General features: G+C 60.6%; 24 protein-coding genes and 1 pseudogene. 15 read left to right on the forward strand and 10 right to left on the reverse strand.

Annotated elements, in window-relative coordinates:
- The 6 genes and pseudogenes from QZ460_RS09445 to QZ460_RS09470 all read right to left on the reverse strand — a co-directional run.
- Window positions 1-589, reverse strand: a pseudogene (locus QZ460_RS09445) (metalloendopeptidase); the annotation flags it as partial.
- An 11-nt stretch (window positions 590-600) separates the two neighbouring features.
- The gene (locus QZ460_RS09450; RefSeq protein ID WP_290541332.1) at window positions 601-1,173 is read right to left on the reverse strand and encodes a DUF3109 family protein; all 573 of its coding nucleotides are present in this window, start codon (window positions 1,171-1,173) and stop codon (window positions 601-603) included.
- The gene (locus QZ460_RS09455; protein WP_290541333.1) at window positions 1,170-2,153 is read right to left on the reverse strand and encodes a D-alanine--D-alanine ligase family protein; all 984 of its coding nucleotides are present in this window, start codon (window positions 2,151-2,153) and stop codon (window positions 1,170-1,172) included. Before QZ460_RS09455 ends, QZ460_RS09450 begins: the two co-directional genes overlap by 4 nt.
- Window position 2,154: 1 nt before the next feature.
- Entirely contained in the window at window positions 2,155-2,964 is an 810-nt protein-coding gene (nadD, locus tag QZ460_RS09460; protein ID WP_290541334.1) for a nicotinate (nicotinamide) nucleotide adenylyltransferase, read from the reverse strand.
- Between the two features lies 1 nt (window position 2,965).
- Window positions 2,966-3,529: a guanylate kinase gene (gene gmk, locus QZ460_RS09465; protein ID WP_290541335.1), complete on the reverse strand. Its 564-nt coding sequence runs from the start codon at window positions 3,527-3,529 to the stop codon at window positions 2,966-2,968.
- 206 nt (window positions 3,530-3,735) lie between these two features.
- Window positions 3,736-4,596 (reverse strand): YicC/YloC family endoribonuclease, encoded by an 861-nt coding sequence (locus QZ460_RS09470; protein ID WP_290541389.1) that lies wholly within the window; start codon window positions 4,594-4,596, stop codon window positions 3,736-3,738.
- Window positions 4,597-4,943: 347 nt separating this feature from the next.
- Here QZ460_RS09470 and serC point away from each other — a divergent pair, with 347 nt between their 5' ends.
- The 8 genes from serC (at window position 4,944) to QZ460_RS09510 (ending at window position 12,563) form a co-directional block, all read left to right on the forward strand.
- A complete protein-coding gene (gene serC / locus QZ460_RS09475) occupies window positions 4,944-6,017 on the forward strand; it encodes a 3-phosphoserine/phosphohydroxythreonine transaminase (protein ID WP_290541336.1) in 1,074 nt (357 codons plus the stop codon).
- Between the two features lie 83 nt (window positions 6,018-6,100).
- Window positions 6,101-7,024 (forward strand): 3-phosphoglycerate dehydrogenase, encoded by a 924-nt coding sequence (locus QZ460_RS09480; protein ID WP_290541337.1) that lies wholly within the window; start codon window positions 6,101-6,103, stop codon window positions 7,022-7,024.
- A gap of 82 nt (window positions 7,025-7,106) precedes the next feature.
- Window positions 7,107-8,354: a DUF1015 domain-containing protein gene (locus QZ460_RS09485; protein WP_290541338.1), complete on the forward strand. Its 1,248-nt coding sequence runs from the start codon at window positions 7,107-7,109 to the stop codon at window positions 8,352-8,354.
- 540 nt (window positions 8,355-8,894) lie between these two features.
- Complete coding sequence (locus QZ460_RS09490) at window positions 8,895-9,122, forward strand: 4Fe-4S binding protein (RefSeq protein ID WP_290541339.1); 228 nt, start codon at window positions 8,895-8,897, stop codon at window positions 9,120-9,122.
- A gap of 3 nt (window positions 9,123-9,125) precedes the next feature.
- Window positions 9,126-10,220: a 3-methyl-2-oxobutanoate dehydrogenase subunit VorB gene (locus tag QZ460_RS09495; RefSeq protein ID WP_290541340.1), complete on the forward strand. Its 1,095-nt coding sequence runs from the start codon at window positions 9,126-9,128 to the stop codon at window positions 10,218-10,220.
- 6 nt (window positions 10,221-10,226) lie between these two features.
- A complete protein-coding gene (locus tag QZ460_RS09500) occupies window positions 10,227-10,994 on the forward strand; it encodes a thiamine pyrophosphate-dependent enzyme (protein ID WP_290541341.1) in 768 nt (255 codons plus the stop codon).
- Window positions 10,995-10,998: 4 nt separating this feature from the next.
- Window positions 10,999-11,544, forward strand: a complete 546-nt coding sequence (locus QZ460_RS09505) for a 2-oxoacid:acceptor oxidoreductase family protein (protein ID WP_290541342.1) — start codon at window positions 10,999-11,001, stop codon at window positions 11,542-11,544.
- Between the two features lie 326 nt (window positions 11,545-11,870).
- Window positions 11,871-12,563, forward strand: a complete 693-nt coding sequence (locus QZ460_RS09510) for a peroxiredoxin (protein WP_290541343.1) — start codon at window positions 11,871-11,873, stop codon at window positions 12,561-12,563.
- Window positions 12,564-12,678: 115 nt separating this feature from the next.
- Here the strand turns inward: QZ460_RS09510 and fmt are convergent, their stop codons facing one another.
- From fmt to QZ460_RS09530, 4 genes are read right to left on the reverse strand one after another with little or no spacing between them, the layout of a single operon-like run.
- Window positions 12,679-13,650: a methionyl-tRNA formyltransferase gene (gene fmt / locus QZ460_RS09515; protein ID WP_290541344.1), complete on the reverse strand. Its 972-nt coding sequence runs from the start codon at window positions 13,648-13,650 to the stop codon at window positions 12,679-12,681.
- Between the two features lie 3 nt (window positions 13,651-13,653).
- Complete coding sequence (locus QZ460_RS09520; RefSeq protein ID WP_290541345.1) at window positions 13,654-14,877, reverse strand: bifunctional 3,4-dihydroxy-2-butanone-4-phosphate synthase/GTP cyclohydrolase II; 1,224 nt, start codon at window positions 14,875-14,877, stop codon at window positions 13,654-13,656.
- Window positions 14,852-16,354: an LptF/LptG family permease gene (locus QZ460_RS09525; RefSeq protein ID WP_290541346.1), complete on the reverse strand. Its 1,503-nt coding sequence runs from the start codon at window positions 16,352-16,354 to the stop codon at window positions 14,852-14,854. Before QZ460_RS09525 ends, QZ460_RS09520 begins: the two co-directional genes overlap by 26 nt.
- On the reverse strand, window positions 16,351-17,184 hold the full coding sequence (locus QZ460_RS09530) for a metal ABC transporter permease (RefSeq protein ID WP_290541347.1): 834 nt from the start codon (window positions 17,182-17,184) through the stop codon (window positions 16,351-16,353). Before QZ460_RS09530 ends, QZ460_RS09525 begins: the two co-directional genes overlap by 4 nt.
- A gap of 98 nt (window positions 17,185-17,282) precedes the next feature.
- Between QZ460_RS09530 and mtaB the strand changes: the two genes are divergently transcribed.
- The 7 genes from mtaB to QZ460_RS09565 all read left to right on the forward strand — a co-directional run bounded on the left by mtaB (window position 17,283) and on the right by QZ460_RS09565 (window position 24,838).
- Window positions 17,283-18,581, forward strand: a complete 1,299-nt coding sequence (mtaB, locus tag QZ460_RS09535) for a tRNA (N(6)-L-threonylcarbamoyladenosine(37)-C(2))-methylthiotransferase MtaB (protein ID WP_290541348.1) — start codon at window positions 17,283-17,285, stop codon at window positions 18,579-18,581.
- A gap of 35 nt (window positions 18,582-18,616) precedes the next feature.
- Window positions 18,617-19,405 carry a hypothetical protein gene (locus tag QZ460_RS09540; protein WP_290541349.1) on the forward strand — a complete coding sequence of 263 codons (789 nt, stop codon included), beginning with the start codon at window positions 18,617-18,619 and terminating at the stop codon, window positions 19,403-19,405.
- A 7-nt stretch (window positions 19,406-19,412) separates the two neighbouring features.
- Entirely contained in the window at window positions 19,413-20,858 is a 1,446-nt protein-coding gene (locus QZ460_RS09545) for a TrkH family potassium uptake protein (protein WP_290541350.1), read from the forward strand.
- An 8-nt stretch (window positions 20,859-20,866) separates the two neighbouring features.
- The gene (locus QZ460_RS09550; protein ID WP_290541351.1) at window positions 20,867-22,414 is read left to right on the forward strand and encodes an SPOR domain-containing protein; all 1,548 of its coding nucleotides are present in this window, start codon (window positions 20,867-20,869) and stop codon (window positions 22,412-22,414) included.
- An 86-nt stretch (window positions 22,415-22,500) separates the two neighbouring features.
- Entirely contained in the window at window positions 22,501-22,971 is a 471-nt protein-coding gene (locus QZ460_RS09555) for an NfeD family protein (protein WP_290541352.1), read from the forward strand.
- 8 nt (window positions 22,972-22,979) lie between these two features.
- Window positions 22,980-23,951, forward strand: a complete 972-nt coding sequence (gene floA, locus QZ460_RS09560; RefSeq protein WP_290541353.1) for a flotillin-like protein FloA — start codon at window positions 22,980-22,982, stop codon at window positions 23,949-23,951.
- Between the two features lie 68 nt (window positions 23,952-24,019).
- A complete protein-coding gene (locus QZ460_RS09565) occupies window positions 24,020-24,838 on the forward strand; it encodes an alpha/beta hydrolase family protein (protein ID WP_290541354.1) in 819 nt (272 codons plus the stop codon).
- Window positions 24,839-25,032 lie beyond the last annotated feature (194 nt).

A 25,032-nucleotide genomic window follows, 5' to 3' on the forward strand; every position in this document is an offset into this window, starting at 1 on the left:
CGTATTTGCCGTGCGGGTGCACCGAGCCCTGACACGGACAATGGTAGCTGCTCAGTGAGTCGACCAGGTCGATCACCACCGATTTGGGCATTCCCGACATGTCGACATTCTTATAGGGGAAGAGCGTCGTCGTGTCCCAGTATTTTTCGAAAATCGTGCTGTCTTTGGCCACCTCACGGTTGAGAATGTATTTCCAGCTGTTGTTGCTGTAGAGTATCACCTGAACGGCTTCGTTTTCCGTGGCGAGGGTGTCGAGCACGGTCAGGCCGTTGGAGTCGAAAATGGACTCGATCTTCGTGGGCTGGAGACGGAGACGGAGTGCCGCCACGGAATCGGCCGCGGCCTGCTCCGGGTCGATGACCGCTGCGGGCTTGGCGGGCAGGATCTCTTCGTCCGAGCAGTCGGCCGTGAGGACGATGCTCTGCAGCGAGTCGATCACTGCTGCCTGACGTGATGCCACCAGGCGCAGCGAATCGGCCGCGGCGACTTCGCGCGAGGCAACCGCTGCCGTCCGGGAGTGTTTGGGTTTGCGCGCCATCGCGGTGAAGACCATCGAGAGGGCGATGCAGGTAAGAATGTATTGTTTCATGGTCTCTTCTTTTATTGTTGTCTGATCAGTTGTGCGGCGGCTTCCAGCGCCTTGTAGAAATCCTCGCCGAAGCGGCGGATGATCGGCTCCCGGAGGGCTTTGTAGACCGGGATACCCAGTTGGGCGCCGCAGCGGCGGGCCGGGGAACACACCGACCAGCGGTGGTAGTTGAGCCCCACCGTGCCGTTCGAGAAACGCATCACGCGGATCGGATAGAGATGGCACGAAATAGGCTTGCGGAACGGGGTTTTGCCTTCGGCCCACGCTTTTTCGATGGCGCAGAGCGTCACTCCGTTTTCCGTGTAGGTATAGGCACACTGGGCGTCGTCCACCAGCGGCGTGGTCAGATCGCCGTCCTCGTCCACGACCATGAATCCCTGACGCTCGACGGACTCGATGCCCTCAGCCGTCATATAGGGCTTGTAATTGGGGTATTCGCGCTCGAGGATCTCCACCTCGTGGGCTTCGAGCGGCGCGCCGGCGTTGCCTTCGACGCAGCAGATGCCCTTGCACTGCGCGATGTCGCAGGCAAAACATTCGCGCAGCAGGTCGGCGCTTACGATTTTGTCGTCTATCTCGATCATTGGCGGCAGGTGTCGGCGATGATGATGTCGTAGAGCTCCCCGAGCGACATGCCCATTTCGCGGACCTGTTTGGGGACGATGCTTCCCCCGCTCATGCCGGGGATCGAGTTCAGCTCGATGAAATAGGGCACGCCCGAGGGGGTGACGATGAAGTCTACACGCACGACGCCCGAGCAGCGGCAGATGCGGTAGGCCTCGCGGGTCATGCGGTGCAACTCGGCCTGCACCCCGGGAGCGATCTCCGCCGGGGTGATCTCCTCCGAACAGCCTGCGGTGTACTTGGCTTCGTAGTCGAAGAAATCTTTCTTCGGGACGATTTCCGTGATCGGAAAAACATACTCCCTGCCGCCGGCGACGAGCATGCCGCAGCCCATTTCGCGGCCCGTGATGCACTCTTCGATCAGGATTTCGTCGCCCTGGGCAAAAGCCGCTTCGATGGCCGCCGGAAGCTCCTCCGGGATGTGTACTTTCGTCACGCCGAACGACGATCCGTTGGCGTTCGGCTTCACAAACAGGGGCATTCCCAGTTGCGCGACGATCCTCGCCGGGTCGAACGCTTCGCCGCGGCGCAGGAAGACCTCGCGGGCCAGGTTGACACGCCCTGCAAGCGTGCGTTTGGTGGTGATCTTGTCGAAGGTGATGACCGACGAGGCCATCGAGCACGACGAATAGGGAACGCCCATCATGTCGAGATAGCCTTGGAGCCTGCCGTCCTCGCCGGGGGTGCCGTGGATGAGGATCAGCGCATAGTCGAACGCCTTGTGCACGCCGTCGACGGTGATCGAAAAATCATTCTTGTCCACCTGCCACTGCCGCCCGTCGGGGCCCGTGTGGTGCCAGTCGCGGCCGTGGAGGTCGACGACCGTGATGTCGTATTTCGTGTGGTCGAGGGCCGCCTCGATCTGGGCGGCGCTCTGAAGGGCGATGTCCCGTTCGGGCGAATCACCGCCTGCCAGGAGGGCTATCTTCAAACGTGTCATTTCAGGGGTTGTATATATCTTTGTATCGGAATTCCAGAATCTCCTGCACCATTCGGGCGAACTCCTTGGCTTCGACGTGCGTGTCGTCGATGCGCAGCGCCGCGTTGAAGTCGTTGAGCGCCGGGCCCCATGCCCCCATTCGGTAATGGAGCTTTCCGCGCTCGACATAGAGCGCCGTGTTCCCGGGGTCGGCGGCGATCTGAGCCCCGAGGGCCGCGATGCGCGTCGCGGGGCTCCAAAGCCCCTTGCGGCGGATGTAGGCGATGACCTCCTCGTCGAGCATGGCGCCGACATCCTCGCCCCGCCCGATGCGGTTGCGCACGTCCGTCGAGGCGAACTCCTGCAGCGGAGCGTCCGCCAGCAGTGTGATGCGCCCTTCGAATCCGTCTGCCGGTTCTCCGCGCCGCGGGTAGACGTAGATCGGGTATTCGAGGATCTGTTCGTACTCCTTCCATCCCGCCAGGCGCGCTATCTGGTCGCTGCCCATCAGGATCGAGAACTGCATGTCCGACCCGAAGTTTTCCTCGAGGTAACGCAGGGTATCTATTGTGTATGAGGGTTTCGGAAGCAGAAACTCCACGACCGAAGGTTTGATGCGCTCCGGGTATTTCGAAGCGCCGCAGGCGATCTCGGCCATTTCGAAACGGGCCATTTCGGGCGCCAGTTCCGAGGGTTGTTTGTAGGGGCTTTGGGGCGAAACGACCAACACGGCCTCGTCGCAGAGACCCTGCTCGACGACATATTCCGCCAGCGCGATATGGCCTTTGTGCACGGGGTTGAACGACCCGAAATAGAGCATGACCCGTTTCATCCTACCGCGCGATGAATGGGTCGAGGATGCCGCACGTCCGGCTCACGGCCTCGTCGAGGCAGTCGTTGACCACCACGTGGTCGAATTCCGGAGCTTTCGTCAGTTCGAATTCGGCCTTGGCCACGCGGCGGTCGATCACCTCCGGGGCGTCCGTTCCGCGTGCGACGAGCCGTCGGCGCAGCTCCTCGATCGAGGGCGGCATGATGAATACCGAGCAGGCGTCGTCGCCGAAGATGCGCTTGAGGTTGATGCCGCCGATCACGTCGACGTCGAAGACGATCACATGGCCCTTGGCCCAGATGCGCTCAACCTCCGAACGCAGCGTGCCGTAGCAGGTTCCCTTGTAGACCTCCTCCCACTCCACGAAGCGGTTGTCGGCCACGGCCTGCATGAACTCCTCGTGCGAGAGGAAGTGATAGTCCACCCCGTCGCGCTCCTGGCCGCGGGGGGCGCGGCTGGTCGCCGAGATGGAAAATTCGAACTGCGGATAGCGCTCCAGCAACCGGCGGACGATGGTGGTTTTGCCCGAGCCGCTCGGGGCCGAGAATATGATTACCTTACCCATAAAATTTCAAAATTCATCATTGTCATTGAGTTCAACCTGCTACGAGTCTTGGCGCGGCTGACTGTCTTTTCCTTCGGGAGAAGGGCTGGCGCGGCCCTGTCTGCAAATGGCGCCTTGGGCGGCAGGAGGTGCGGTCCAAGGCGACCGGGGCGCGGGGAATGCGACTTCCGTTGAGGCGGGAATCGGACACTCCGTGGCCCCGGGCCTTACAGAATGTTCAGTACCTGTTCCTTGATCTTCTCCAGTTCGTCCTTCATTCTGACGACGAGAATCTGGATGTTCGGCTCGTTGGCCTTCGATCCCATCGTGTTGATCTCGCGGCCCATCTCCTGTGCGATGAAGCCCAGCTTGCGGCCTGCGCCCTCCTCCGAAGAGGCCACCTCCCGGAAGTAGTTGCAGTGGTTGGTGAGGCGCACCTTCTCCTCGGTGATGTCGAGCTTCTCCAGGTAGAAGATCATCTCCTGCTCCAGGCGGTTGTGGTCCACATCGACGGCCAGCTTCGAGAGGTTGTCCAGGATGCGGGCCTTGATTGTCTCCGTGCGGGCCTGCTCGAAGGGTACGACCTCCTCGCGGTACTGCTCGATCAGCTCCACGCGGCGCAAGAGGTCAGCGATCAGGATGGCTCCCTCCTGCACCCGGAAGGCGTCGAGTTGGGCGGAGGCCTCTTCCACGGCTGCGATCAGCCCGGCGTGTTCCTCCTCGGAGATGGCTTCGGCCTCGGTAGCCACGACATCCGGCAGGCGCATGATCACGGGCAGGATGGCGTCGTAGTCGGCGTCGATGCCCGAGAACGCAAGCGTGTCGTTCATCTGGCGGAGGTATTCGCGGAACACCTCGCGGTTGATGCGCGCCGGAGTCTCGACGGACTGCGACTCGACCGAGACGAAGACGTCGACCTTGCCCCGCTGGATCGTGCGGGCGATCAGGTTGCGGATTTCGTATTCCGACTGCCGGTAGACGGCCGGGAGGCGCAGCGATAGGTCCAACTGCTTGGAATTCAGCGAACGGATCTCGACCGTGATTTTCTTATTCCGGAGTACGGCCTCACCTTTGCCGAAGCCGGTCATTGATTTTATCATTGTGTACGGAAACTTGTAATTTTCGGACAAAGATACAAAAAGCCGAGCGCAAAAACAAGTTTACTTGTATTTTGCCGGGCGGGGCCGGTTCGGGCGGCGCGAGGATCGGCCGAGTCGGGTGCGGGACCTCTTGATTTTGCATTTTGCCGGTCCGGGGCCGGTCCGGGCGGGGTTTTATCCCCGGGGAAAGGCGCAAAAACAACCCGAAATGGGGCTCATTTTTCCTGCGGATAGAAAAATATTCGGATATCTTTGGATTACTGGATTTTTTTTATTTATATTTGTGTTAGCAAACTAACAGACAGAAGTCAGATCATTCAAATCACATACGAATTATGAAAAAGCACAATTTCAATGCGGGACCTTCCATTCTGGCAGACGTGGTCATCGAAAATGCAGCCAAGGCAATCCTCGATTTCAACGGATCGGGTCTTTCGCTGCTTTCGATCTCGCACCGGACGAAGGATTTCGACGACGTGATGGCTGAGGCCGACGTTCTTTTCCGCGAATTGCTTCACATTCCCGACAACTACAAGATCATCTACCTGGGAGGCGGTGCGAGTACCTATTTTTATGAAATTCCCGCCAACTTCCTGGGCAGGAAGGCCGGTTATGTGAATACGGGTGTCTGGGCCAAAAAGGCCATCAAGGAGGCGAAACGTTACGGCGAAGTGGAAGTGCTGGCTTCGTCCGAGGACCGCAACTTCACCTACATTCCCAAGGGATTTGCCATTCCGGCCGATCTGGACTATGTACATATCACCTCCAATAATACGATCTACGGTACGGAGTACCACGAGGATCTCTCGTCGCCCGTGCCCCTGATCGCCGACATGTCTTCCGACATCCTTTCGCGTCCGGTGGACGTTTCGAAATACGCCATGATCTACGGCGGCGCGCAGAAGAACCTGGCTCCCGCGGGCGTGGCGTTCGCCATCATCCGCGAGGACATGCTGGAGCGCATCGTCCGCGACCTGCCGACGATGATGTCGCTGCGCACCCATGTCGAGAACAACTCGATGTTCAACACGCCTCCCGTGTTCCCGATCTACATCCTGAAGGAGACCCTGAAATGGCTCAAGTCGATCGGCGGCGTCGACGAAATCTACCGCCGCAATCAGGAGAAGGCCGAGTTGCTCTACGCCGAGATCGACCGCAACCCGCTCTTCCGCGGTACGGTCGAGAAGGAGGACCGTTCGCTGATGAACATCTGCTTCGTGATGGCCGAAGGCTACGAGGAGCTGGCTCCCGAGTTCCTGGAGTTTGCCAAGAGCCGCGGCATGGTCGGCATCAAGGGGCACCGTCTGGTGGGCGGCTTCCGCGCATCGTGCTACAACGCCCTGCCGAAGGAGAGTGTCGAGGCACTGGTGGCCTGCATGCAGGAGTTCGCCGAGGCGCATAAGAAATAGCGCCGATGTGTCCGACCATCGTCCCGCTGATGCGGGATACAAAAAAAGAACAGGATATTTGTTTCACTTCATTGATCGAAACTATGAAGATACTGGTTGCAACGGAGAAGCCCTTCGCCAAAAAGGCAGTGGACGGAATCCGCAGGATCGTCGAGGAGGCCGGATACGAACTGGTGCTGCTCGAAAAATACACCGACAAGAGCCAGCTGCTCGAAGCCGTGGCCGACGTCGATGCACTGATTGTCCGCAGCGACAAGGTGACCGCCGAGGTCATCGCCGCAGCGAAAAACCTGAAGATCGTGGTCCGCGCCGGCGCGGGTTACGACAATGTGGACCTCGGGGCGGCTTCGGCGCGCGGCATCGTGGTGATGAACACCCCGGGGCAGAATTCCAATGCCGTGGCCGAACTGGCTCTGGCCATGATGATTTTCATGTCGCGCAACCGCTTCACGCCGGGCACGGGCGCGGAACTCCAGGGCAAAACCCTCGGTATCCATGCCTACGGCAACGTCGGCCGGCTGGTAGGCCGCAAAGGCAAGGCCCTGGGCATGAATGTCGTCGCCTACGATCCGTTCATCACCGACGATGCGCTCTTCGAGGCCGACGGTGTGAAGAAAGTGGCGACGGTCGAGGAACTGTATCGGGTTTCCGACTTCCTTTCGCTGCACATTCCCGCCACGGCGGAGACGAAAGGCTCGATCGGCTACGACCTGATGATGTCGATGCCCAAGGGCGCGATGCTGGTCAACACCGCCCGCAAGGAGGTGATCGATGAGCAGGGCATCGTGCGTGCCATGACCGAGCGCGAGGACCTGAAATACATCACCGACATTGCCGCCGGCAATCAGGCCGAGCTGGACGAGAAGTTCGGCAAGCGGGTGTTCGCCACGGCGAAGAAGATGGGCGCCGAGACCGCCGAGGCCAATGTCAACGCGGGACTCGCGGCAGCCAATCAAATCGTTGATTTCCTGAAAAACGGCAACACCCGTTTCCAGGTCAATAAATAGAAACCAACCGTGAGAAAAGGCGGGTGCGCATATCAATCATATGACGGCCCGCCTTTTCCACCTTAAAAACAACCGATGCATTATGGTTAGAATCAAACCTTTCCGCGCTGTCCGTCCCCCGAAGGAGTATGCTTCCGAGGTGGCTTCGCGCCCTTACGACGTACTCAACTCCGCCGAGGCGAAGGCCGAAGCCACAGAGCGTTCGCTGCTGCACATCATCAAGCCCGAAATCGACTTCGACCCCATTGCCGACGAGCATTCGCAGCCCGTCTACGACCGTGCGGTCGAGAATTTCCGCCGCTGGCAGTCCGAGGGCTGGCTGCAGCAAGACCCCGAGGAGTACTATTACATCTATGCGCAGACGATGGAGGGACGCACGCAGTACGGCCTTGCCATGTGCTGCCATTTCGAGGACTATCTCTCGGGGGCGATCAAGAAGCACGAGCTGACGCGTCCCGACAAGGAGGAGGACCGCATGATCCACGTCCGTAACCAGAAGGCCAACATCGAACCGGTGTTCTTCGCCTATCCCGACCATGCCGAGATCGACGCCATCGTCGCCGACGTGGTGAAGAACAACGCCCCGGAGTACGATTTCACGGCCGCCGACGGCTTCGGACACCAGTTGTGGGTGATCCGCGACCGGAAGACCAACGACCGCATCACGGAGATTTTCGCGGGCATCCCGGCGCTGTACGTCGCCGACGGACACCACCGCACGGCCGCCGCTGCGCGCGTGGGACAGGAGTGCCGCGCCAATAACCCGAAGCACACGGGTTGCGAGGAGTACTGCTATTTCCTGGCCGTGACCTTCCCGGCGGGCCAGCTCCGCATCATCGACTACAACCGTGTGGTGAAGGATCTGAACGGACTGACGTCCGCGGAACTGCTCGAGAAACTGAAGGAGTCGTTCACGGTCGAGGACAAGGGGACGGAGGAGTACCGCCCCGCGGCACTGCACAACTTCTCGATGTACCTCGATGGCCGCTGGTACAGCCTGACGGCCAAGCCGGGCACCTATGACGACAACGACCCGATCGGGGTGCTGGACGTCACGGTGCTGTCGAACCTGGTGCTGGACCGGATCCTGGACATCAAGGATCTGCGCACCTCGAAGCGGATCGACTTCGTGGGCGGAATCCGCGGTCTGGGCGAGCTGAAGCGCCGTGTGGACAGCGGGGAGATGAAGGCGGCCTTCGCCCTCTACCCCGTCTCGATGCAGCAGCTGATCAACATTGCCGACACGGGTAACATCATGCCGCCGAAGACCACGTGGTTTGAACCCAAACTGCGGTCGGGGGTGGTGATCCACTCGTTCGACGAAAAATAGCCGACAGGGCCGCCCGAAAAGGCGGCTCTTTTTTTGCGAGAGGGCCCGCAAGGGGGCAGCAAAGGGGGCGAGGAGGTCAGCGAGAGAGGCCAGCGAGGAGGTCAGCGAGAGAGGACCAGCGAGAGAGGCCAGCGAGGAGGTCGGTGAGGAGGTCGGTGAGAGGGTGCCAGCGAGAGGGTGCCAGCGAGAGGGGCGAGGAGGTCTGCGTGAGAACCAGCGGGGGAACCATTGGAAAGCCTGCGGAAAATCTGCGGAGATCCTGCGAGGTCCGGGGCCTTTCTGGAGCCTTTCCGGGGCCGGATTGCTGGAATTGTTCCGCGCGGGTCCGCGGTTCCGGCGTGCGGGGTGAATACTCTGGAGATTCCGGTCCGAATGGCCGATGACAGCAAACGGTTTTGTATGCAGGAGGTTCGCTCGGGGACATGCGGATTTTTCTGCTTTTTGTTTGTCGTTTCTGTCGAAAGAAATATTGCATTCCGAAGCGTTTTCTCCGATTATTTTGTATATTTGTAAGCAACTTAACAATACAATACAGGCGTTATGGCAAAAATCAAAGGAACAATCGTTGTCGACAAGGAGCGATGCAAGGGGTGCGGGGTCTGTGCGTCCGCCTGCCCGTGCAGCGTGCTGGCCTTGTCGGCTGAGGTCAACAGCAAGGGGTATCCCGTTGCGTGGATGGTCAATCCCGATGCCTGCACGGGCTGCGCCTCCTGCGCGGTGATTTGTCCGGATAGCTGCATTACGGTTTATCGTCAAAAATTCGAGTAGGCTATGGCAGAGAATGAAGTGAAACTGATGAAAGGCAACGAAGTGATCGCCCATGCGGCCATTCGCTACGGTTGCGACGGATATTTCGGATACCCCATCACTCCGCAGTCGGAGGTGATGGAGACCCTCATGGAACTCAAACCGTGGGAGACAACGGGCATGGTCGTTTTGCAGGCCGAGTCGGAGATCTCCTCGATCAACATGGTCTACGGAGGCGCATCGGTCGGAAAACGGGTGATGACCTCCTCGTCCAGCCCCGGCATCAGCCTGATGGCCGAGGGGTTGAGCTACCTGGCAGGCGCCGAGCTGCCCTGCCTGATCGTCAACTGCCAGCGCGGCGGCCCGGGATTGGGTACGATCCAGCCTTCGCAGGGCGACTATTTCCAGGCCTGCAAGGGCGGCGGCCACGGCGATTTCCACATGATCGTGCTGGCTCCCAATTCGGTGCAGGAGATGCACGACCTGGTGTTCGAGGGTTTCGACCTCGCGTTCAAATACCGCAATCCGGCGTTGATCCTCGCCGACGGTGCCATCGGTCAGATGATGGAAAAGGTGGTGCTCGCGCCCCAGCGTCCACGTAAGACCGACGAGGAACTGAAGGCCGAATGCGGCTCGTGGGCCGCGCAGGGCAAGCCGGCCGATCGGCCGCGCAACATCGTGACCTCGCTCGAATTGCAGTCGGAGAAGATGGAGGTCATCAACAAGCGGCTGCAGGAGAAATACAAGGCCATGGAAGAGAACGAGGTGCGTTACGAAGCCATCGAGTGCGACGATGCCGACTATGTCATCGTGGCTTTCGGCTCGTCGGCCCGCATCTGCTCGGCGACGGTCGAAATGGCCCGTGCCGAGGGGCTGAAAGTCGGCCTGCTGCGTCCGATCACCCTCTACCCTTTCCCCAAGAAGCAGCTTGCCGAGATGGCCGCACGGGGTGTCAAGGGATTCCTCTCGGCGGAACTCAACGCCGGGCAGATGGTCGAGGACGTGCGGCTGGCCGTCAACGGCATGGCTCCGGTCGAGCATTACGGGCGTCAGGGCGGCATGATGTTCAATCCGGACGAAGTGCTTGCCGCGCTCAAGGACAAACTGATTAAAAAGTAGAAGACGATGGCAGAGGTTGAAATCAAAAAGGAGAATCTGGTTTACGCAAAACCGAAACTCATCACCGATAACGTCATGCACTACTGCCCCGGTTGCAGCCACGGCACGGTGCATAAACTCATTGCCGAGGTCATCGAGGAGATGGGACTCGGCGCGAAGACCGTGGGCATTTCGCCCGTGGGCTGCTCGGTGTTCGCCTACAACTATATCGACATCGACTGGATCGAGGCGGCGCACGGGCGTGCGCTGGCCGTCGCTACGGGAGTGAAGCGGCTTTGCCCGCAGAATCTGGTCTTCACCTATCAGGGTGACGGCGACCTGTCGGCCATCGGCACGGCGGAGTCGATCCATGCGGCGGCGCGCGGCGAGAATGTCGTGGCCATCTACATCAACAATGCGATCTACGGCATGACCGGCGGACAGATGGCTCCGACGACCCTCGTGGGCATGAAGACCGCGACGACCCCCTACGGGCGCGATCCGCGGCTGAACGGCTATCCCTACAAGATTGCCGAGATGATGGCCCACCTCGAGGGTGCGACCTACATCACGCGGCAGAGCGTGCATACGGCGGCCAATGTGCGCAAGTGCAAAAAGGCGATCCGCAAGGCGTTTGAGAATTCGATGGCCGGCAACGGTTTTTCGCTCGTGGAGGTCGTCTCGACCTGCAACAGCGGCTGGAAACTTTCGCCCGTGGCTTCGAACCAGTGGCTTGCCGACAACATGCTGCCCTTCTATCCGCTGGGCGACATTAAAGATGTTAAAAAAGAGTAACGCTATGAAAGAGACGTTGATAATTGCAGGATTCGGAGGACAGGGCGTCCTCTCGATGGGTAAGATTCTGGCTTACTCGGGGGTGATGCAGGACTTCGAGGTGACGTGGATGCCCTCCTACGGTCCCGAGATGCGCGGCGGCACGGCCAATGTGACGGTGATTCTTTCCGACAGGAAGATTTCGTCGCCTATCGCCCATGAATTCGACACGGCGATCATTCTCAACCAGCAGTCGATGGAGAAATTCGAGCCGATGGTCAAGCCGGGCGGCGTGCTGATCTACGACACGAACGGCATCACGCGGCATCCCGTGCGCAAGGACATCGAAGTCTATGCGATCGACGCCACGGCCGAGTGTGCGAAGATGGGTCAGGCCAAACTCTTCAACACGATGATTCTGGGCGGTTACCTCAAGGTGCGCCCGGTCGTTTCGATGGAGAACGTGATGGTGGGTCTGAAGAAGTCGCTTCCCGAGCGGGCCTGGAAGATGCTTCCGGCCAATGAGGAGGCCATCCGCCACGGCGGAGGGATCATCCGCAAGGTGCGTTGATCCTGCGGAATGAGAGTTGCAACGCCCGGCTTTTCGGCCGGGCGTTGCTGTGTTTTTTGGGGGGCGGGCATTCTTGCTGTTCCTGACTTCCCGATTTCCCGATTTTCCGACTTTGGGCTGAAGGCCGATCCGGGAGAATTTGGATTCCGTGATGGCTCCGGCCACAGCAGCAATGCCCCCATCCGGGTATGTCCGGTAGATTGATGACCGATACGGTGTTGAAACGGTGGATTGTGGGCCGGCAAAGACTCCGGTCCCGGAGAACGAACTCCGGCCGGGCATCGACTTTGCATGTTCGGGTATGAACTTTTAAAAAACTCCGCTTTATGGAAAGGAACGAACAGCAGATGCCGCGGCTCGGCGAGCCGGTTCCGGCATTCGAGGCCATGACCACCAGAGGAAAGATCCGCTTTCCGGACGATTACCGGGGCAAATGGGTGATTCTTTTCAGCCACCCTGCCGATTTCACCCCGATCTGCACCACCGAGATACTCACCTTCGGGGCACGTAGCGAGGAGTTTCGGGCGTTGAACTGCGAACTGGTCGGTCTGTCGGTGGACAGCCGCAACAGCCATATCGCATGGCTCAGGACCATCCGCGAGAAGATCGAGTACAAGGGCATGAAGGATGTGAGGGTCGGCTTCCCGATCATCGACGACGTTTCGATGCGGGTGGCGTCGCTCTACGGCATGATCCAGCCCGGCGAGAGCCGGACTGCCGCCGTGCGTGCCGTCTTCTTCGTCGACCCGAAGGGCGTGCTGCGGGCGATGATCTACTATCCGCTGGCCCTGGGCCGCAACATCGACGAGATCAGGCGGGTCTTGGTGGGTTTGCAGACCATCGATGCCTTCGGCGTCGCGCTGCCCGCCGACTGGCGTCCGGGCGACGAGGTGATTGTGCCGATGACGGGCGACGAGCAGGAGGAGATTCCCGAAGGGGCCAGGTGCTACGACTGGTTCTTCTGCACCAGGCCGCTTCCGAAGGAGGAGATCGGACGGAAACTCGGCGAAACGGTCTGACCCCTCCCCTCGCCTCCCCCGCCGTGCGAAACGAAAGAGGCCTCCCCGCGGGGAAGCCTCTTTTGTCGTATCTGTTCGCTTGGCTGCAATCCGGGACGGATCGACCCGCGCCATGCTATTCCCCGAAGCGGTATTGCTGTACGTCGCGCCACCCGAGGAGCAGTTCGCGCACCGCGAGCCGTTTTTTGCCCGCAATTTGCAGCTCCCCGAGGACGATCCATCCGTCGGCACATGCCACGCGGATGAAGGTCCTTCCGTCGCTTTGGAGCGTGCCGCACCTTTGTCCGTGGGCCCCGGGCTCGAACGACGCCGCAAAAATCTTGGCACTCGACACCTCGCCGTCGCTCTCGCGCTGCATCCCGGTCCACGCCGCCGGATAGGGCGACAGTCCGCGGACGAAGTCCACGATCTCGCGCCCCGGTTTGCCCCAATCGATCCGGCAGTCCTCCTTGAAGATCTTCGGTGCCGGGCGCAGCGTCGTCTCGTCGATGTGCTGCTGCTCCGTGGGGCGGATCTCCCCCGCCGCAATGCGGTCGACGGTTTCGACTACGAGCGACGTTCCGGTTGTCATCAGCTTGTCGTAGAGCGTGCCGACGTTGTCTTCCGCAAGAATCGGAACCCGTATCTGCCCGATGATGCAGCCCTTGTCGATCTCGTGGTTCAGGAAGAAGGTGGTGACACCCGTCTCGGTCTCGCCGTTGATGATCGCCCAGTTGATCGGCGCAGCCCCGCGGTATTGGGGCAGCAGCGAGGCGTGGAGGTTGAAGGTTCCCAGCCGCGGCATGGCCCAGACAACCTCGGGGAGCATGCGGAAGGCGATCACGATGCCCAGGTCGGGCTGCAGCGCCCTGATGGCCTCGATAAACTCCGGGGCTTTCAGCTTTTCGGGCTGCAGGATCGGGAGGCCCAGTTCCAGAGCTTCGGTTTTCACCTCGCTTTGGTGGAGTTTCTGCCCGCGTCCGGCGGGTCTGTCGGGTGAAGTCACCACACCCACGACGTTGTAGCCGCCGGCGACGAGCGCCCGCAGCGACGGCACGGCGAATTCGGGCGTGCCCATGAATACGATGCGAAGGTCCTTGGCGTTCATGCGTTATCGCTTTTCCAGACCCAGCGTGTGGTGCATGCGCTCCTGCTTGGTCTCCAGATAGTGTGCGTTGTAGGGGTTCGGGGCGATGACGATGGGCACGATCTCGTCGATGCAAAGCCCATATCCCTCCAGCCCGGCCCGCTTGAGCGGGTTGTTGGTCATCAGCCGCATGTGGCGGATGCCCAGTTCGCGGATGATGCTGGCACCCACACCGTAGTCGCGCTCGTCGGCCTTGAAGCCCAGCTTGAGGTTGGCGTCCACCGTGTCGAGACCCTCGTCCTGCAATTTGTAGGCGTGGATTTTGTTGCACAGCCCGATGCCGCGCCCCTCTTGATTGAGGTAGACGACGGCACCCCGGCCCTCGCGGTTGATCATCTCCATGGCCTTGTGGAGCTGCTCGCCGCAGTCGCAGCGGTACGAGCCGAAGATGTCGCCCGTGGCGCACGACGAATGCACGCGCACCAGCACCGGATCCCCTTCGCTCCACTCCCCTTTCGTCAGGGCCACATGCTCCACGCCGTTGGATTTCTGGCGGAACGGCGTGATCTGAAATTCGCCCCACTCCGTGGGCAGGGGGACCGTCACACCCTTTTCGATGATCGACTCCTCCCGGAGCCGGTAGGCGATCAGCGAGGCGATCGAGATGATTTTCAGGTCGAATTTCCCGGCGATCTCCAGCAGCTGCGGCAGGCGGGCCATCGTGCCGTCCTCGTTCATGATCTCGATCAGCGCGCCGGCGGGCTGCAATCCGGCCAGACGGGCCAGGTCGATGGCAGCCTCGGTGTGTCCCGGGCGGCGCAGAACGCCCTTGTCGCGCGCACGCAGGGGATTGATATGTCCCGGGCGGCCCAGGTCGGAGGCTTTCGTTTCGGGGTCGGCCAGCGCGCGGATCGTCGCGGCGCGGTCGTGGATCGAGACACCCGTGGTGCAGCCGTTGCCCAGCAGGTCGACCGTCACGGTGAAGGGAGTGCCCAGCAACGAGGTGTTGTTCTCCTCCATCATCCTGAGACCCAGTTCTTCGCACCGTTTCTCCGACAGCGGGGCGCACAGCACGCCGCGGCCCTCCTTGAGCATGAAGTTCACGATTTCGGGCGTGATCTTCTCCGCCGCGACGATGAAGTCTCCCTCGTTCTCGCGCTCCTCGTCGTCCACGACGATGACGGGTTTGCCGATGCGGAAGTCCTCGATGACCTCCTCTACGCTATTGAGCACAGTCTCTTTTGCCATTTCGTTTGAGTTTTATTGCTTTCGTCAGTTTCTTGATTTTCGGAACCAGTTTTTCCCTCAGCGCCTTGGCCTTCGTGGCATACCACTCCGTGTCGAGCAGCGACGAGTCGTTGGTGGCCTTGTAGGTGAGGTATATGGCTATCGGCGTGAGGATGAAGGTCGAGAGCCACATGCCGTAGACGGCGTCCCAATTACCCTCTTTGGCCAGTTTTTCGCCCGAGAGGCTGATCATGTAGTAGATCACGAAGAAGATCACCGACACCACCACCGGAAGTCCCAGACCGCCCTTGCGGATAATGGCGCCCAGCGGCGCACCGATCAGGAAGAAGATCAGGATCGAGACCGGAAGCGACATCTTCTTGTGCCACTCGACCTTCGAGCGGTAGAGCTGGTTGAGCGCCTCCTTGGCTGTCGATTCGTCGAACGCGAACATGTTGCGCGAACTCTTGGCCAGCATCCTCGCCTGGTTCCAGACACGTTCGCGTTCGCGCGTGGGCAGCATGAGGGCCGAATCCGCCGCCAGCAGGTCGCTGAAGCCCCGCTTGTCCACCTGCAGGCTGTCGGGCAGCGGCAGCACGGTGTTGTCGCGGACGAAAATCTGCTCTTTCAGCAGCGGTTCGTAGGAGGTCGTCGTGGCGGAGTTGACCTTGATCTCCAGCGAGTCGATGTCGTGCTGCAATTCGTTGATGTTCTTGGTCTGGCTGCTCGTGAACAGGTCGGCGTCGGTGCGTCCCATGGCGAATCCCGACATGGGAATCACCTGTTTCTGCAGGTCGAAGGTGTGGTGGCGCAGGCTGCTCTTGGTGAACCACTGGCTGTTGCGGGTCTGTTCGTAGGTCTCGCCGTGGAAGAGCGTCACCAGCAGGTATTTCTTGTCGTCCGACAGGCGGATATAGCCCGAGTCGGCCACAATGGTGTTCATGTTGCCGTTGGTGGCGCGGTTGTCGTAGATCAGCACGTCGTGCAGCAGGTGGGTGTCGGGCTCCTGGTGGCTCACGCGGATCGACATGTTGTCGATGCCGTTGAAGAACAGCCCGTCCTGGAATTCGAGGGCCTGTTTCTGTTGTCGGATGTCGTAGAGGGTGCTGAAGAGCTTCTTGTTGGCGTTCGGCACGAGGTTGTTGCCGATGAAGAAACTGCCGACGGCGACCAGGCTCACCAGGACGATCAGCGGCTTGGTGATCTGAACCAGCGACATGCCCGCCGATTTCATGGCCAGCAGTTCGTAGTTTTCGCCCAGGTTGCCCATGGTCATGATCGCCGCCAGCAACATCGAGAGCGGCAATCCCATCGGGATCATGTTGGCCATGAAATAGGTCATCAGTTCGATGATGATGCCGGCGCTCAGTCCCTTGCCCACCAGCTCGTCGATGTAGCGCCACACGATGTTCATCATCAGTACGAACATGACGATGAAGAACGTGAGGACCATCGGGCCGAGGTAGGATTTCAGAACGAGTCTGTGAATGGTTTTCATGCGGCGGATCGCAGTTTTTTGCTACGCAAAGATAGCAGTTTTACCGTTATAAGCGTAAGAGTGAGGGTAAATATTATGGCGGCGCCGGGCGGAACCTCGAAATTGTAGCTGGCGACAAGCCCTGCGACGTTGCCCGCGACAGCCACGAGGGGTGCCGTGAGGGCAATGGTGCGGTATGAGCGCGAGAGCGTGTTGACGATCACCACGGGCATCGTCACGAGCGAGATCAGCAGCACGATGCCCATGATGCGGATCGAGAGCACGATGGTCACCGCCATCAGCGCGGCCATCAGATAGGAGATCACGCGCGTGGGAATACCCCGGCTGCGGGCGAAATCGCGGTCGAAAGCCGTGTACATCACCGGGCGGAGCCACAGCAGCGCTCCGATGAGGATCAGTGCCGTCAGTGCGGCGAGGGCCGCCACGTCGCTGTCGGTTACGGTCACGATGCTGCCGAAGAGGTAGGCCGACAGGTCGCCCGAGGTGTAGCCCGGGCGGAGGCTCATGAAAAGTGCGCCGACGGCCATGCCGACGGACCAGATGATGCCGACGGCCGAATCCTCGCGGATGCGCCCCCGGCTGCCGGCCCATTCGATGCCCAGAGCCGAGAACACGGCGAAGATCATCGCCCCGGCGATCGGGTTGACCCCCATCCAGAAAGCGATGCCCAGCCCGCCGAACGAGGCATGGGTGATGCCGCCCGCGAGGAACACCATGCGGCGGCAGACGACATAGGTTCCGATCACCCCGCACGTTATGCCCGAAAGCACACACGCTGCGAGCGCGTTCGAAAGGTAGCCGTATTGGATCAGGTCGCTGAAAAATCCCATCTGTTCCTGTAATTGAGTGCAAATTTACGCTTTTTTATCGGAAAAGCCTCCTCCTTTCGCGCAGTTTTCGTAATTTCGTGCCGGAAAAACACGAATCCATGCAACCTCGCAGAGTCAATTTTCATACCTTGGGCTGCAAGCTCAATTTCTCGGAATCCTCGACCCTCGCCCGCGAATTCGAGCGCGGCGGTTTCGTGCGCGTCGCGCCCACGGCCGAGGCCGATATTTGCGTCGTCAACAGCTGCTCCGTCACGGAGCATGCCGACAAGAAATGCCGCAACCTGATCCGCAAACTCCACCGCCGCAATCCTGCGGCGATCATCGCCGTGACGGGCTGCTATGCGCAGCTCAAACCGCAGGAGGTGGCCGCCATAGAGGGGGTCGACATTGTGCTGAGCAACAACGATAAGGGAGCATTATTTAAACGGGTGGTTGAACTGACGGGCAAGGGCCGGGCGCAGGTCTACAGTTGCGAAACCGATTCGCTCACGTCGTTCTTCGCGGCCTTTTCGAGCGGTGACCGCACGCGCGCCTTCCTCAAGGTGCAGGACGGCTGCGACTACTGCTGTTCCTACTGCACGATCCACTATGCCCGCGGTTCGAGCCGCAACATGCCCGTTGCCGACCTGGTGGCCGAGGCGCAGCAGATCGCTGCCGGGGGCCAGAAGGAGATCGTCCTGACGGGCGTCAACACGGGGGATTTCGGCCGTACGACGGGAGAGCGCTTCATCGACCTGCTGCGGGCGCTCGACCGGGTCGAAGGAATCGAACGCTACCGCATTTCGTCGATCGAGCCGAACCTGCTGACCGACGAAATCATCGCCTTTTGCGCCGCGTCGCCGAAATTCATGCACCACTTCCACATCCCGCTCCAGAGCGGTTCGGACCGGATTCTGGGCCTGATGCGCCGCCGCTACACCACGGCGCGCTTCGCCGAGCGGATCGCGGCCGTGAGGCGGCTGATGCCCGACGCCTTCATCGGCATCGACGTGATCGTCGGCTTCCCGGGCGAGACGGAGGCCGATTTTCGGGCGACGTACGATTTTCTGGAGGGGCTCAACCCCGCTTTCCTGCATATCTTTCCCTTCTCGGAGCGTCCGGGGACCCCGGCCGTCGATCTGCCCGACAAGGTGCATCCGTCGGTCGCCACGCAGCGCGTCGCCGAACTGGAGGGTCTCTGCGGACGGCTGCACGGGGCCTTCTGCGCCCGGGCCGAAGGCACGGAGGATATGGTGCTCTTCGAAAGCACGCGCCGCGAAGGCATGATGTTCGGTTTTACGGGCAACTACCGCCGGGTGAAAGTCCCCTACGACCGTTCGAAGGTCAATGCCCTCTGCCGCGTGAAACTCGGCGCGATGGATGAAACTCACGATTTGTTGGGGGAAATTCTGGATTAATCACTATATTTGCAGGAATGGAAATTTAAAAAGCTATGACGGGTTTGCGCAAACGGGTGACGGTCGCTTTTCTGAGCATCGTCTGCCTGCTGTTTTTTTCGGGTATGGTCTCGTTTCTCGAATTGAGCCATTTGAGTCGGGATACGGGCGAGATTCTCAAGGCCAACAAGCGGAATATCGAGCTGGCCAAGGAGATGCTCGATGCTGCACATGAGCAGAATATCGCGTTGATCCGCCTTTCGGTTTTCGGCGACAGATCCTGCGACAGCCTTTGCCGCAAGAGCATGGAGCGGCTCGAAAACACGTTGCTCGTGGCCCAGAACGAGGCCCTCGAGAAGTCGTTCCTCGATTCGCTGGCCTTCGCCACAACCGAGCTGCGCCTCGTGACGGACAACTACCTGGCTTTCGGGGGTGTAGCCCGTGCCGATGAGCCGGTGGGCCTGCGTCCCGATTCGCTGGGCGGCAAGTGGTACAGCGAAGAGTACCAGGCTCTTTACGGCCGCCTTACGGCCGCCATCAAGAGTTACATGACCTCGACGCAGAGTTCGCTGGTTCCGCGCGCCGAGCAGATGAAGAAAAACGCCTACCGCGCCGTGACGCCCGTGCTGATCTCGCTGGCCGTGATGATCGCCATCGTGCTGATGCTCTTTTACTTCATGTCGGTCTACTGCGTGACGCCCATCGAGCGGATGAACAAGGGACTGGGCGACTGGCTCTCGTTCCGCGTGCCCTTCGCCGTGAAGGGCGACTTCAAGGACGAGGTGCTCGAACTCAAGGAGAAGATCGAGACGCTGATCAACATTTCCAAACAGACCAAATCCTGATGCGCTTATGCGGGTAGACGTGGTTTTACGCTATATCGGGGTCGTGATGCTCTTCTTCGCGATGTTCATGCTGCTCTCGGCGGGAATCTCCTACCTGAGCGGCATGGATTCGGCATTCTATCCCCTGCTGCTCTCTTCGCTGCTTACGGCCCTGCTGGGCGCCTTCCCGCTGATCTTCGTGGGCAAGCGCGAGCAGATTACCAACAAGGAGGGGTTCTGCATCGTCGTCGGGGCGTGGCTCGTGGCCTGCGTCGTGTCGATGTTCCCCTATCTGATCTGGGGCGGGGAGTTCTCGCTGGTCAACGCCTGGTTCGAAAGCGTCTCGGGGCTTACGACCACCGGATCGACGATCCTGAATGATGTCGAGGCCCTGCCCCGCGGATTGCAGTTCTGGCGTATGTCGTCGACGTGGATCGGCGGTATGGGCGTGGTGATGTTCGCACTGGTGGTCCTGCCGTCGATGGGGCGCAGCAAGATGACGCTCTCCAACGTGGAACTTTCGACGATGGCCAAGGATAACTACCGCTACCGTTCGCAGATCATCGTGCAGATCCTGCTGGTGGTCTACGTGGGGCTTACTGTGCTGTCGACCGTGCTGCTCAAGATGGCGGGCATGAACTGGTTCGACGCCCTGTGCCACGCCATGTCGGCCTGCGCCACGAGCGGATTCTCGACCAAGAACGCCAGTATCGCCTACTTCAACAGTCCGGCGATCGACACGATTCTGATCTTCGCGATGGCCACGGCGGGCATCCATTTCGGACTGATCTACGCCACGGTGACGGGCCGGCGCAACAACATCTTCCGCTCGGAGGTGACGCGCTGGTACTTCGGCGTGCTGTTGGCCGGCGGCGTGCTGATCGCCGTCAGCCTCTTCGCCGCGGAAATCTACCCCACGCTGACCGCCTCGTTCCGCTATGCGATGTTCCAGTTCGTGTCGGTGGTGACCACGACGGGTTTCGCCACGGCCGATTCGAATACGTGGACTTCGTTTGCCGTCATCCTGCTGATTTTCGGTTCGATCGTCTGCGCCTGTGCCGGGTCCACGGCCGGCGGTATCAAGGTCAACCGTCTGGTGCTGGCCGGGAAGATGATGCGCACGCGGCTGCGGCAGCAGCAGCACCCCAATGCCATCATCCGCATCCGTCTCGACGGTGTCATTCAGGAGAACGAGGCCCTGCACACGGTGATGACCTTTATCGTCACCTACCTGATGCTCATACTCGCCGGCACGGTCTTCGGGACGATGCTCGGCATTGATCTGACGACCAGTTTCACCGGGTCGGTGGCCTCGTTGGGCAATGTCGGCCCCGGATTCGGGGAGCTCGGCTCGATGGACAATTTCTCGGCGATGCCCACGGCGTTCAAGGTCTCCAATTCGCTGCTGATGTTGCTGGGGCGTCTGGAGATTTTCGGACTCATACAGATTTTTTTCATTAAATGGTGGAGGTAACCCAAACTATGTTTCGCAGGATTGTCATATACGCGCTGGGTACGGTTTTCTTGATCGCCGGCGGAGTGCGGGCGCAGCAGCCCGAGGTCGAAGCCCGCATTGCGGGGCTGGAGGGGAATGCCGAGTACATGTCGCTGCTCCGCGAGGATGCGCAGCTGCAGATACGCGAGGATTCGATCGTCAACGCCGTGGAGCGCATGCGCCGGCAGTTGCGCGAGGATCCGGGCAAGCGGCAGCAGTATTCGCAGGAGATTTTGCAGCTCGAAAGCCGGATTTTCGAAATCCGCAACGCCAAGGGCCGCCTGATCGACCGGATCAACACCATCGAGCAGGAGTGGGTGCTGGCCAGCCTGAACGGCGCGGCGCAGCAGCCTGCGGAGTCCGCCGAAAGGAGCCCTGCGGAGGCGATCCCCGACTCGCTGAAGGTCCGCAACCTGGTGGACAACCTCTATTTCCGCGAACACCTCCCGGCGGAGGATTATGCGGCCCTGCGCGATGCGCAGCGGCAGGAGATGCTGGCCGTGGACTATGTCAGCCGTTATTTCGCCAACCACGGCACGCTGACCGAGCTGGCCGAAACCTACGCCGCCGTGCAGACCGAGGCCGAGGCCATGGAGATCTTCGAGCGTTACAATGCCTTGCAGGGGGTGAACCGCGCACTGGCCGACTCGCTCGCCGCGACGTGGAACTTCATTTTCGACAACAAGAGCTATGCCTACGGCTATCTGCTCGACAAGATGGGCGAGGAGCAGGTGCTCGTCCGCGAGGAGGAGGCGCTTTCGGAAGCCTCGCGCCAGCTGGCGGCCCTACAGGGCGAGACGGCTTCGGATGCCGTGGCGGACTATTTCCTGCGCAAGCGGGTCGTCGTCGACTATGAGGCTGCCGTGGCTGAAGTGCTGGCGCTGGATGCCGCACGCGATTCGCTGCGCGGCGTTGCGGCGCAGCTCGGGTCCATCGACTACCGCCTGCCGAAGGTCGAGGTCGCCGAGCGCTACTTCCTCGACTACGACAGCGTGGCCTTCTCGTCGAAGCCGGTGTACACCTACCAGAATCCCATTCCCGAGTGCCGGGTCTATGCCAACGGCACGATCTACCGCATCCTGCTCGGAACGTTCAACTCCAAGCGTGCCGCCGCAACCTTCCGGGGTACCCATCCGCTCTTCTACCTGGTCAACGACGCGGGCAAGTGGTGCTACTATGCGGGCGGATTCGCCACGCTGGACGAGGCCGAAGCGGCGCAGGGGCTGCTGAAAAAGCGTGGGTTCGTGCGTCCCGAAATCGTGGTGTGGACCGACGGCACGGCCCGCAACCTTTCGATCGACTCCGAAGCGGCGCAAGTCACCTATCGGGTCGAGATCTCCGGGACCGATGCCCTGTCGGACGACGTGAAGGACGTGATTGCCGCAACGGGCGAAGGCTACGAACTTTCGCGTGTGGGCAACTTGCTCTTCATCGTGGGGACTTTCGACGACAGGGCCGTCGCCGACCGGCTTGCCGAGTCGATTCGGCAGACGGATGCCGCACTGGAGGTGAAAGTCGCCGAAATAGCGGAATAAATCGGAACCCGGATGAAATTTATTACGTATTTCGTCCGGGTTTCTGATTTTTTTGCCTATCTTTATTGCAATATTCTACAAGCCTTATGGAGATGTTCTATATTGTATTGCTCGTTTTTTTCGGTCTGCTGTTTCTGGTGGCCGAATTGATCCTGCTTCCCGGGGTGTCGATCGGGGCCGTGCTGGCATTGGTCTGTTACGGCAGCTCGGTCTACCTCGCCTTTCGAGATTTCGGCCCCGTGACGGGGGCTATCGTCGTTGCTATCATCCTCGTCCTGTCGGTCGTCGTCACCGTTGTCTCGCTGCGGGCCAAGACCTGGCAGCGCTTCTCGCTCAAGCAGGAGATCCGCTCCTCGTCGATGCCCGTCATCCCGGCCGAGGAGCTGCAGATCGGCGACCGGGGCGTGACCCTCTCGCGGCTCTCCCCGATGGGCAAGGTCGAAATCGCAGGCCGCACCTACGAAGCCAAGTCGCAGGGTGCCTATGTCGACCAGCAGTGCGAGGTCGAGGTCGTGGGATTCGAGAATTTCAGTGTCATCGTAAAAACAATCAAATAAGCTAAATTATGGATTTTCAGGGTGGAATGATCGTGTTGATCGTTTTCGTGAGCCTTTTTGCGATCTGGCTCCTCTTCTATTTTATTCCGGTGGGACTGTGGTTCTCGGCCTTGGTGTCGGGCGTGCGCATCAGCCTGCTGCAACTGGTGCTGATGCGTTGGCGCAAGGTCCCGCCTTCGACCATCGTCTCGTCGATGATCGAGAGCTCGAAAGCCGGACTGACCCTCAATCCCAACGAGCTGGAGGCCCACTACCTCGCCGGCGGCAACGTCACGAACGTGGTGCACGCGCTGGTTTCGGCCCAGAAGGCCAACATCATGCTGGATTTCAAGATGGCAACGGCCATCGACCTGGCGGGCCGCGACGTGTTCGAGGCCGTGCAGATGTCGGTAAACCCCAAGGTGATCAACACCCCTCCTGTGGCTGCCGTGGCCAAGGACGGCATCCAGCTGATCGCTAAGGCCCGCGTCACGGTACGTGCCAACATCAAGCAGCTGGTCGGCGGTGCCGGCGAGGAGACCGTGCTGGCGAGGGTCGGCGAGGGTATCGTTTCGTCGATCGGCTCGGCCGCGTCGCATAAGATCGTGCTCGAAAATCCCGACTCCATTTCGCGGGTGGTGCTCGAAAAGGGGCTCGACGCCGGAACGGCCTTCGAAATCCTCTCGATCGATATCGCCGATATCGACGTGGGCAAGAACATCGGCGCCCAGCTGCAGATGGATCAGGCGCAGGCCGACAAGAACATCGCCCAGGCGAAAGCCGAGGAGCGGCGTGCGATGGCCGTGGCTCTCGAGCAGGAGAACAAGGCCAAGGCACAGGATGCCCGCGCCAAGGTGATTCTCGCCGAGGCCGAAGTGCCGCTGGCCATGGCCGAGGCGTTCCGCAACGGCAATCTGGGTGTGATGGACTACTACAAGATGAAGAACGTCATGGCCGATACGCAGATGCGTGAGACCATTGCCAGACCCGAGAAGAAATAGTTTTGACGGATTTGTTATCCGGGGGTTCGCGTCGAGCGGCCCCTTTTTTGTAAAAGATTCCTGCGGTTATGAGAAAGTACCTTTTGATTTTGCTTTTCGTCCTTGCCGCGGCGGGAGCCTCCGCTGCGCAGATCGACACGGTGGCGGTTTTCAGCACGAAGATGCAGCGCGAAATTCCGGCGCTGGTCGTGGTCCCCGATGCGGGTGTCGGGCAGCGCATGCCCGTGCTCTACCTGCTGCATGGTTTCAGCGGCTCGTATACGGCGTGGCAGAGCATCACCGACCTGCGGCCGCTGGCCGATGCCTTCGGGATGATGATCGTCTGCCCCGACGGTGCGAACAGCTGGTATTGGGACAGCCCCCTCGATCCGACGTCGCAGTTCGAGACCTTTGTGGCGCAGGAGCTGCCCGACTGGATCGACGCCTGCTACCGGACGATTCCTTCGCGCGAGGGCCGCGCCATCACGGGGCTGAGCATGGGCGGTCACGGCGCATTGTGGGTGGCGCTGCGCCACAAGGAGCGCTTCGGGGCTGCGGGATCGACCTCGGGAGGCGTGGACATCCGCCCTTTCCCCGATTCGTGGGAGATGAAGAAACAGCTGGGCGAACTGAGCGAGCATCCGGAACGCTGGGACGCGCATACGGTGATCTGCGAGGCTGCTTCGCTTCGGGATGGCGAGCTGGCGCTGATCTTCGACTGCGGTTATCAGGATTTCTTCTATCAGGTGAATCTGAATCTCCACGAACAGCTGATGCGGCAGGGCGTGGGGCACGATTTTCTGGTGCGCCCCGGAGCGCACAACGCGGCCTACTGGTCCACATCGCTCCCCTTCCAGATGCTGTTCTTCCAGCGCTGGTTCGTCCGGAATGCCCCCGACCGGAAGTGATGGATTCGGGGCGGCGTGTGGCGTATGCCGGTGCTTCGGCCTCTGACGGGAGGGATGCAAGGCCGCTGGGGAGTTCTCCCGACGCCGCATATCCTGAGGGGCGGCATCCGCACCTGCGGCGCCTGGCTTCCGATGGTTGATGCCAGATGACCGACCGCCGGACCGGTGCCATAACCCGCAACCGTGTCGGGAAG

This window comes from Alistipes sp., assembly GCF_020026455.1.
Taxonomy (GTDB): domain Bacteria; phylum Bacteroidota; class Bacteroidia; order Bacteroidales; family Rikenellaceae; genus Alistipes.

Coding starts and splice junctions, on each gene's coding strand:
- QZ460_RS09450 (WP_290541332.1), bottom strand. CDS start 1,173: ATGATCGAGATAGACGACAAAATCGTAAGCGCCGACCTGCTGCGCGAA.
- QZ460_RS09455 (WP_290541333.1), bottom strand. CDS start 2,153: ATGACACGTTTGAAGATAGCCCTCCTGGCAGGCGGTGATTCGCCCGAA.
- nadD (WP_290541334.1), bottom strand. CDS start 2,964: ATGAAACGGGTCATGCTCTATTTCGGGTCGTTCAACCCCGTGCACAAA.
- gmk (WP_290541335.1), bottom strand. CDS start 3,529: ATGGGTAAGGTAATCATATTCTCGGCCCCGAGCGGCTCGGGCAAAACC.
- QZ460_RS09470 (WP_290541389.1), bottom strand. CDS start 4,596: ATGACCGGCTTCGGCAAAGGTGAGGCCGTACTCCGGAATAAGAAAATC.
- serC (WP_290541336.1), top strand. CDS start 4,944: ATGAAAAAGCACAATTTCAATGCGGGACCTTCCATTCTGGCAGACGTG.
- QZ460_RS09480 (WP_290541337.1), top strand. CDS start 6,101: ATGAAGATACTGGTTGCAACGGAGAAGCCCTTCGCCAAAAAGGCAGTG.
- QZ460_RS09485 (WP_290541338.1), top strand. CDS start 7,107: ATGGTTAGAATCAAACCTTTCCGCGCTGTCCGTCCCCCGAAGGAGTAT.
- QZ460_RS09490 (WP_290541339.1), top strand. CDS start 8,895: ATGGCAAAAATCAAAGGAACAATCGTTGTCGACAAGGAGCGATGCAAG.
- QZ460_RS09495 (WP_290541340.1), top strand. CDS start 9,126: ATGGCAGAGAATGAAGTGAAACTGATGAAAGGCAACGAAGTGATCGCC.
- QZ460_RS09500 (WP_290541341.1), top strand. CDS start 10,227: ATGGCAGAGGTTGAAATCAAAAAGGAGAATCTGGTTTACGCAAAACCG.
- QZ460_RS09505 (WP_290541342.1), top strand. CDS start 10,999: ATGAAAGAGACGTTGATAATTGCAGGATTCGGAGGACAGGGCGTCCTC.
- QZ460_RS09510 (WP_290541343.1), top strand. CDS start 11,871: ATGGAAAGGAACGAACAGCAGATGCCGCGGCTCGGCGAGCCGGTTCCG.
- fmt (WP_290541344.1), bottom strand. CDS start 13,650: ATGAACGCCAAGGACCTTCGCATCGTATTCATGGGCACGCCCGAATTC.
- QZ460_RS09520 (WP_290541345.1), bottom strand. CDS start 14,877: ATGGCAAAAGAGACTGTGCTCAATAGCGTAGAGGAGGTCATCGAGGAC.
- QZ460_RS09525 (WP_290541346.1), bottom strand. CDS start 16,354: ATGAAAACCATTCACAGACTCGTTCTGAAATCCTACCTCGGCCCGATG.
- QZ460_RS09530 (WP_290541347.1), bottom strand. CDS start 17,184: ATGGGATTTTTCAGCGACCTGATCCAATACGGCTACCTTTCGAACGCG.
- mtaB (WP_290541348.1), top strand. CDS start 17,283: ATGCAACCTCGCAGAGTCAATTTTCATACCTTGGGCTGCAAGCTCAAT.
- QZ460_RS09540 (WP_290541349.1), top strand. CDS start 18,617: ATGACGGGTTTGCGCAAACGGGTGACGGTCGCTTTTCTGAGCATCGTC.
- QZ460_RS09545 (WP_290541350.1), top strand. CDS start 19,413: ATGCGGGTAGACGTGGTTTTACGCTATATCGGGGTCGTGATGCTCTTC.
- QZ460_RS09550 (WP_290541351.1), top strand. CDS start 20,867: ATGTTTCGCAGGATTGTCATATACGCGCTGGGTACGGTTTTCTTGATC.
- QZ460_RS09555 (WP_290541352.1), top strand. CDS start 22,501: ATGGAGATGTTCTATATTGTATTGCTCGTTTTTTTCGGTCTGCTGTTT.
- floA (WP_290541353.1), top strand. CDS start 22,980: ATGGATTTTCAGGGTGGAATGATCGTGTTGATCGTTTTCGTGAGCCTT.
- QZ460_RS09565 (WP_290541354.1), top strand. CDS start 24,020: ATGAGAAAGTACCTTTTGATTTTGCTTTTCGTCCTTGCCGCGGCGGGA.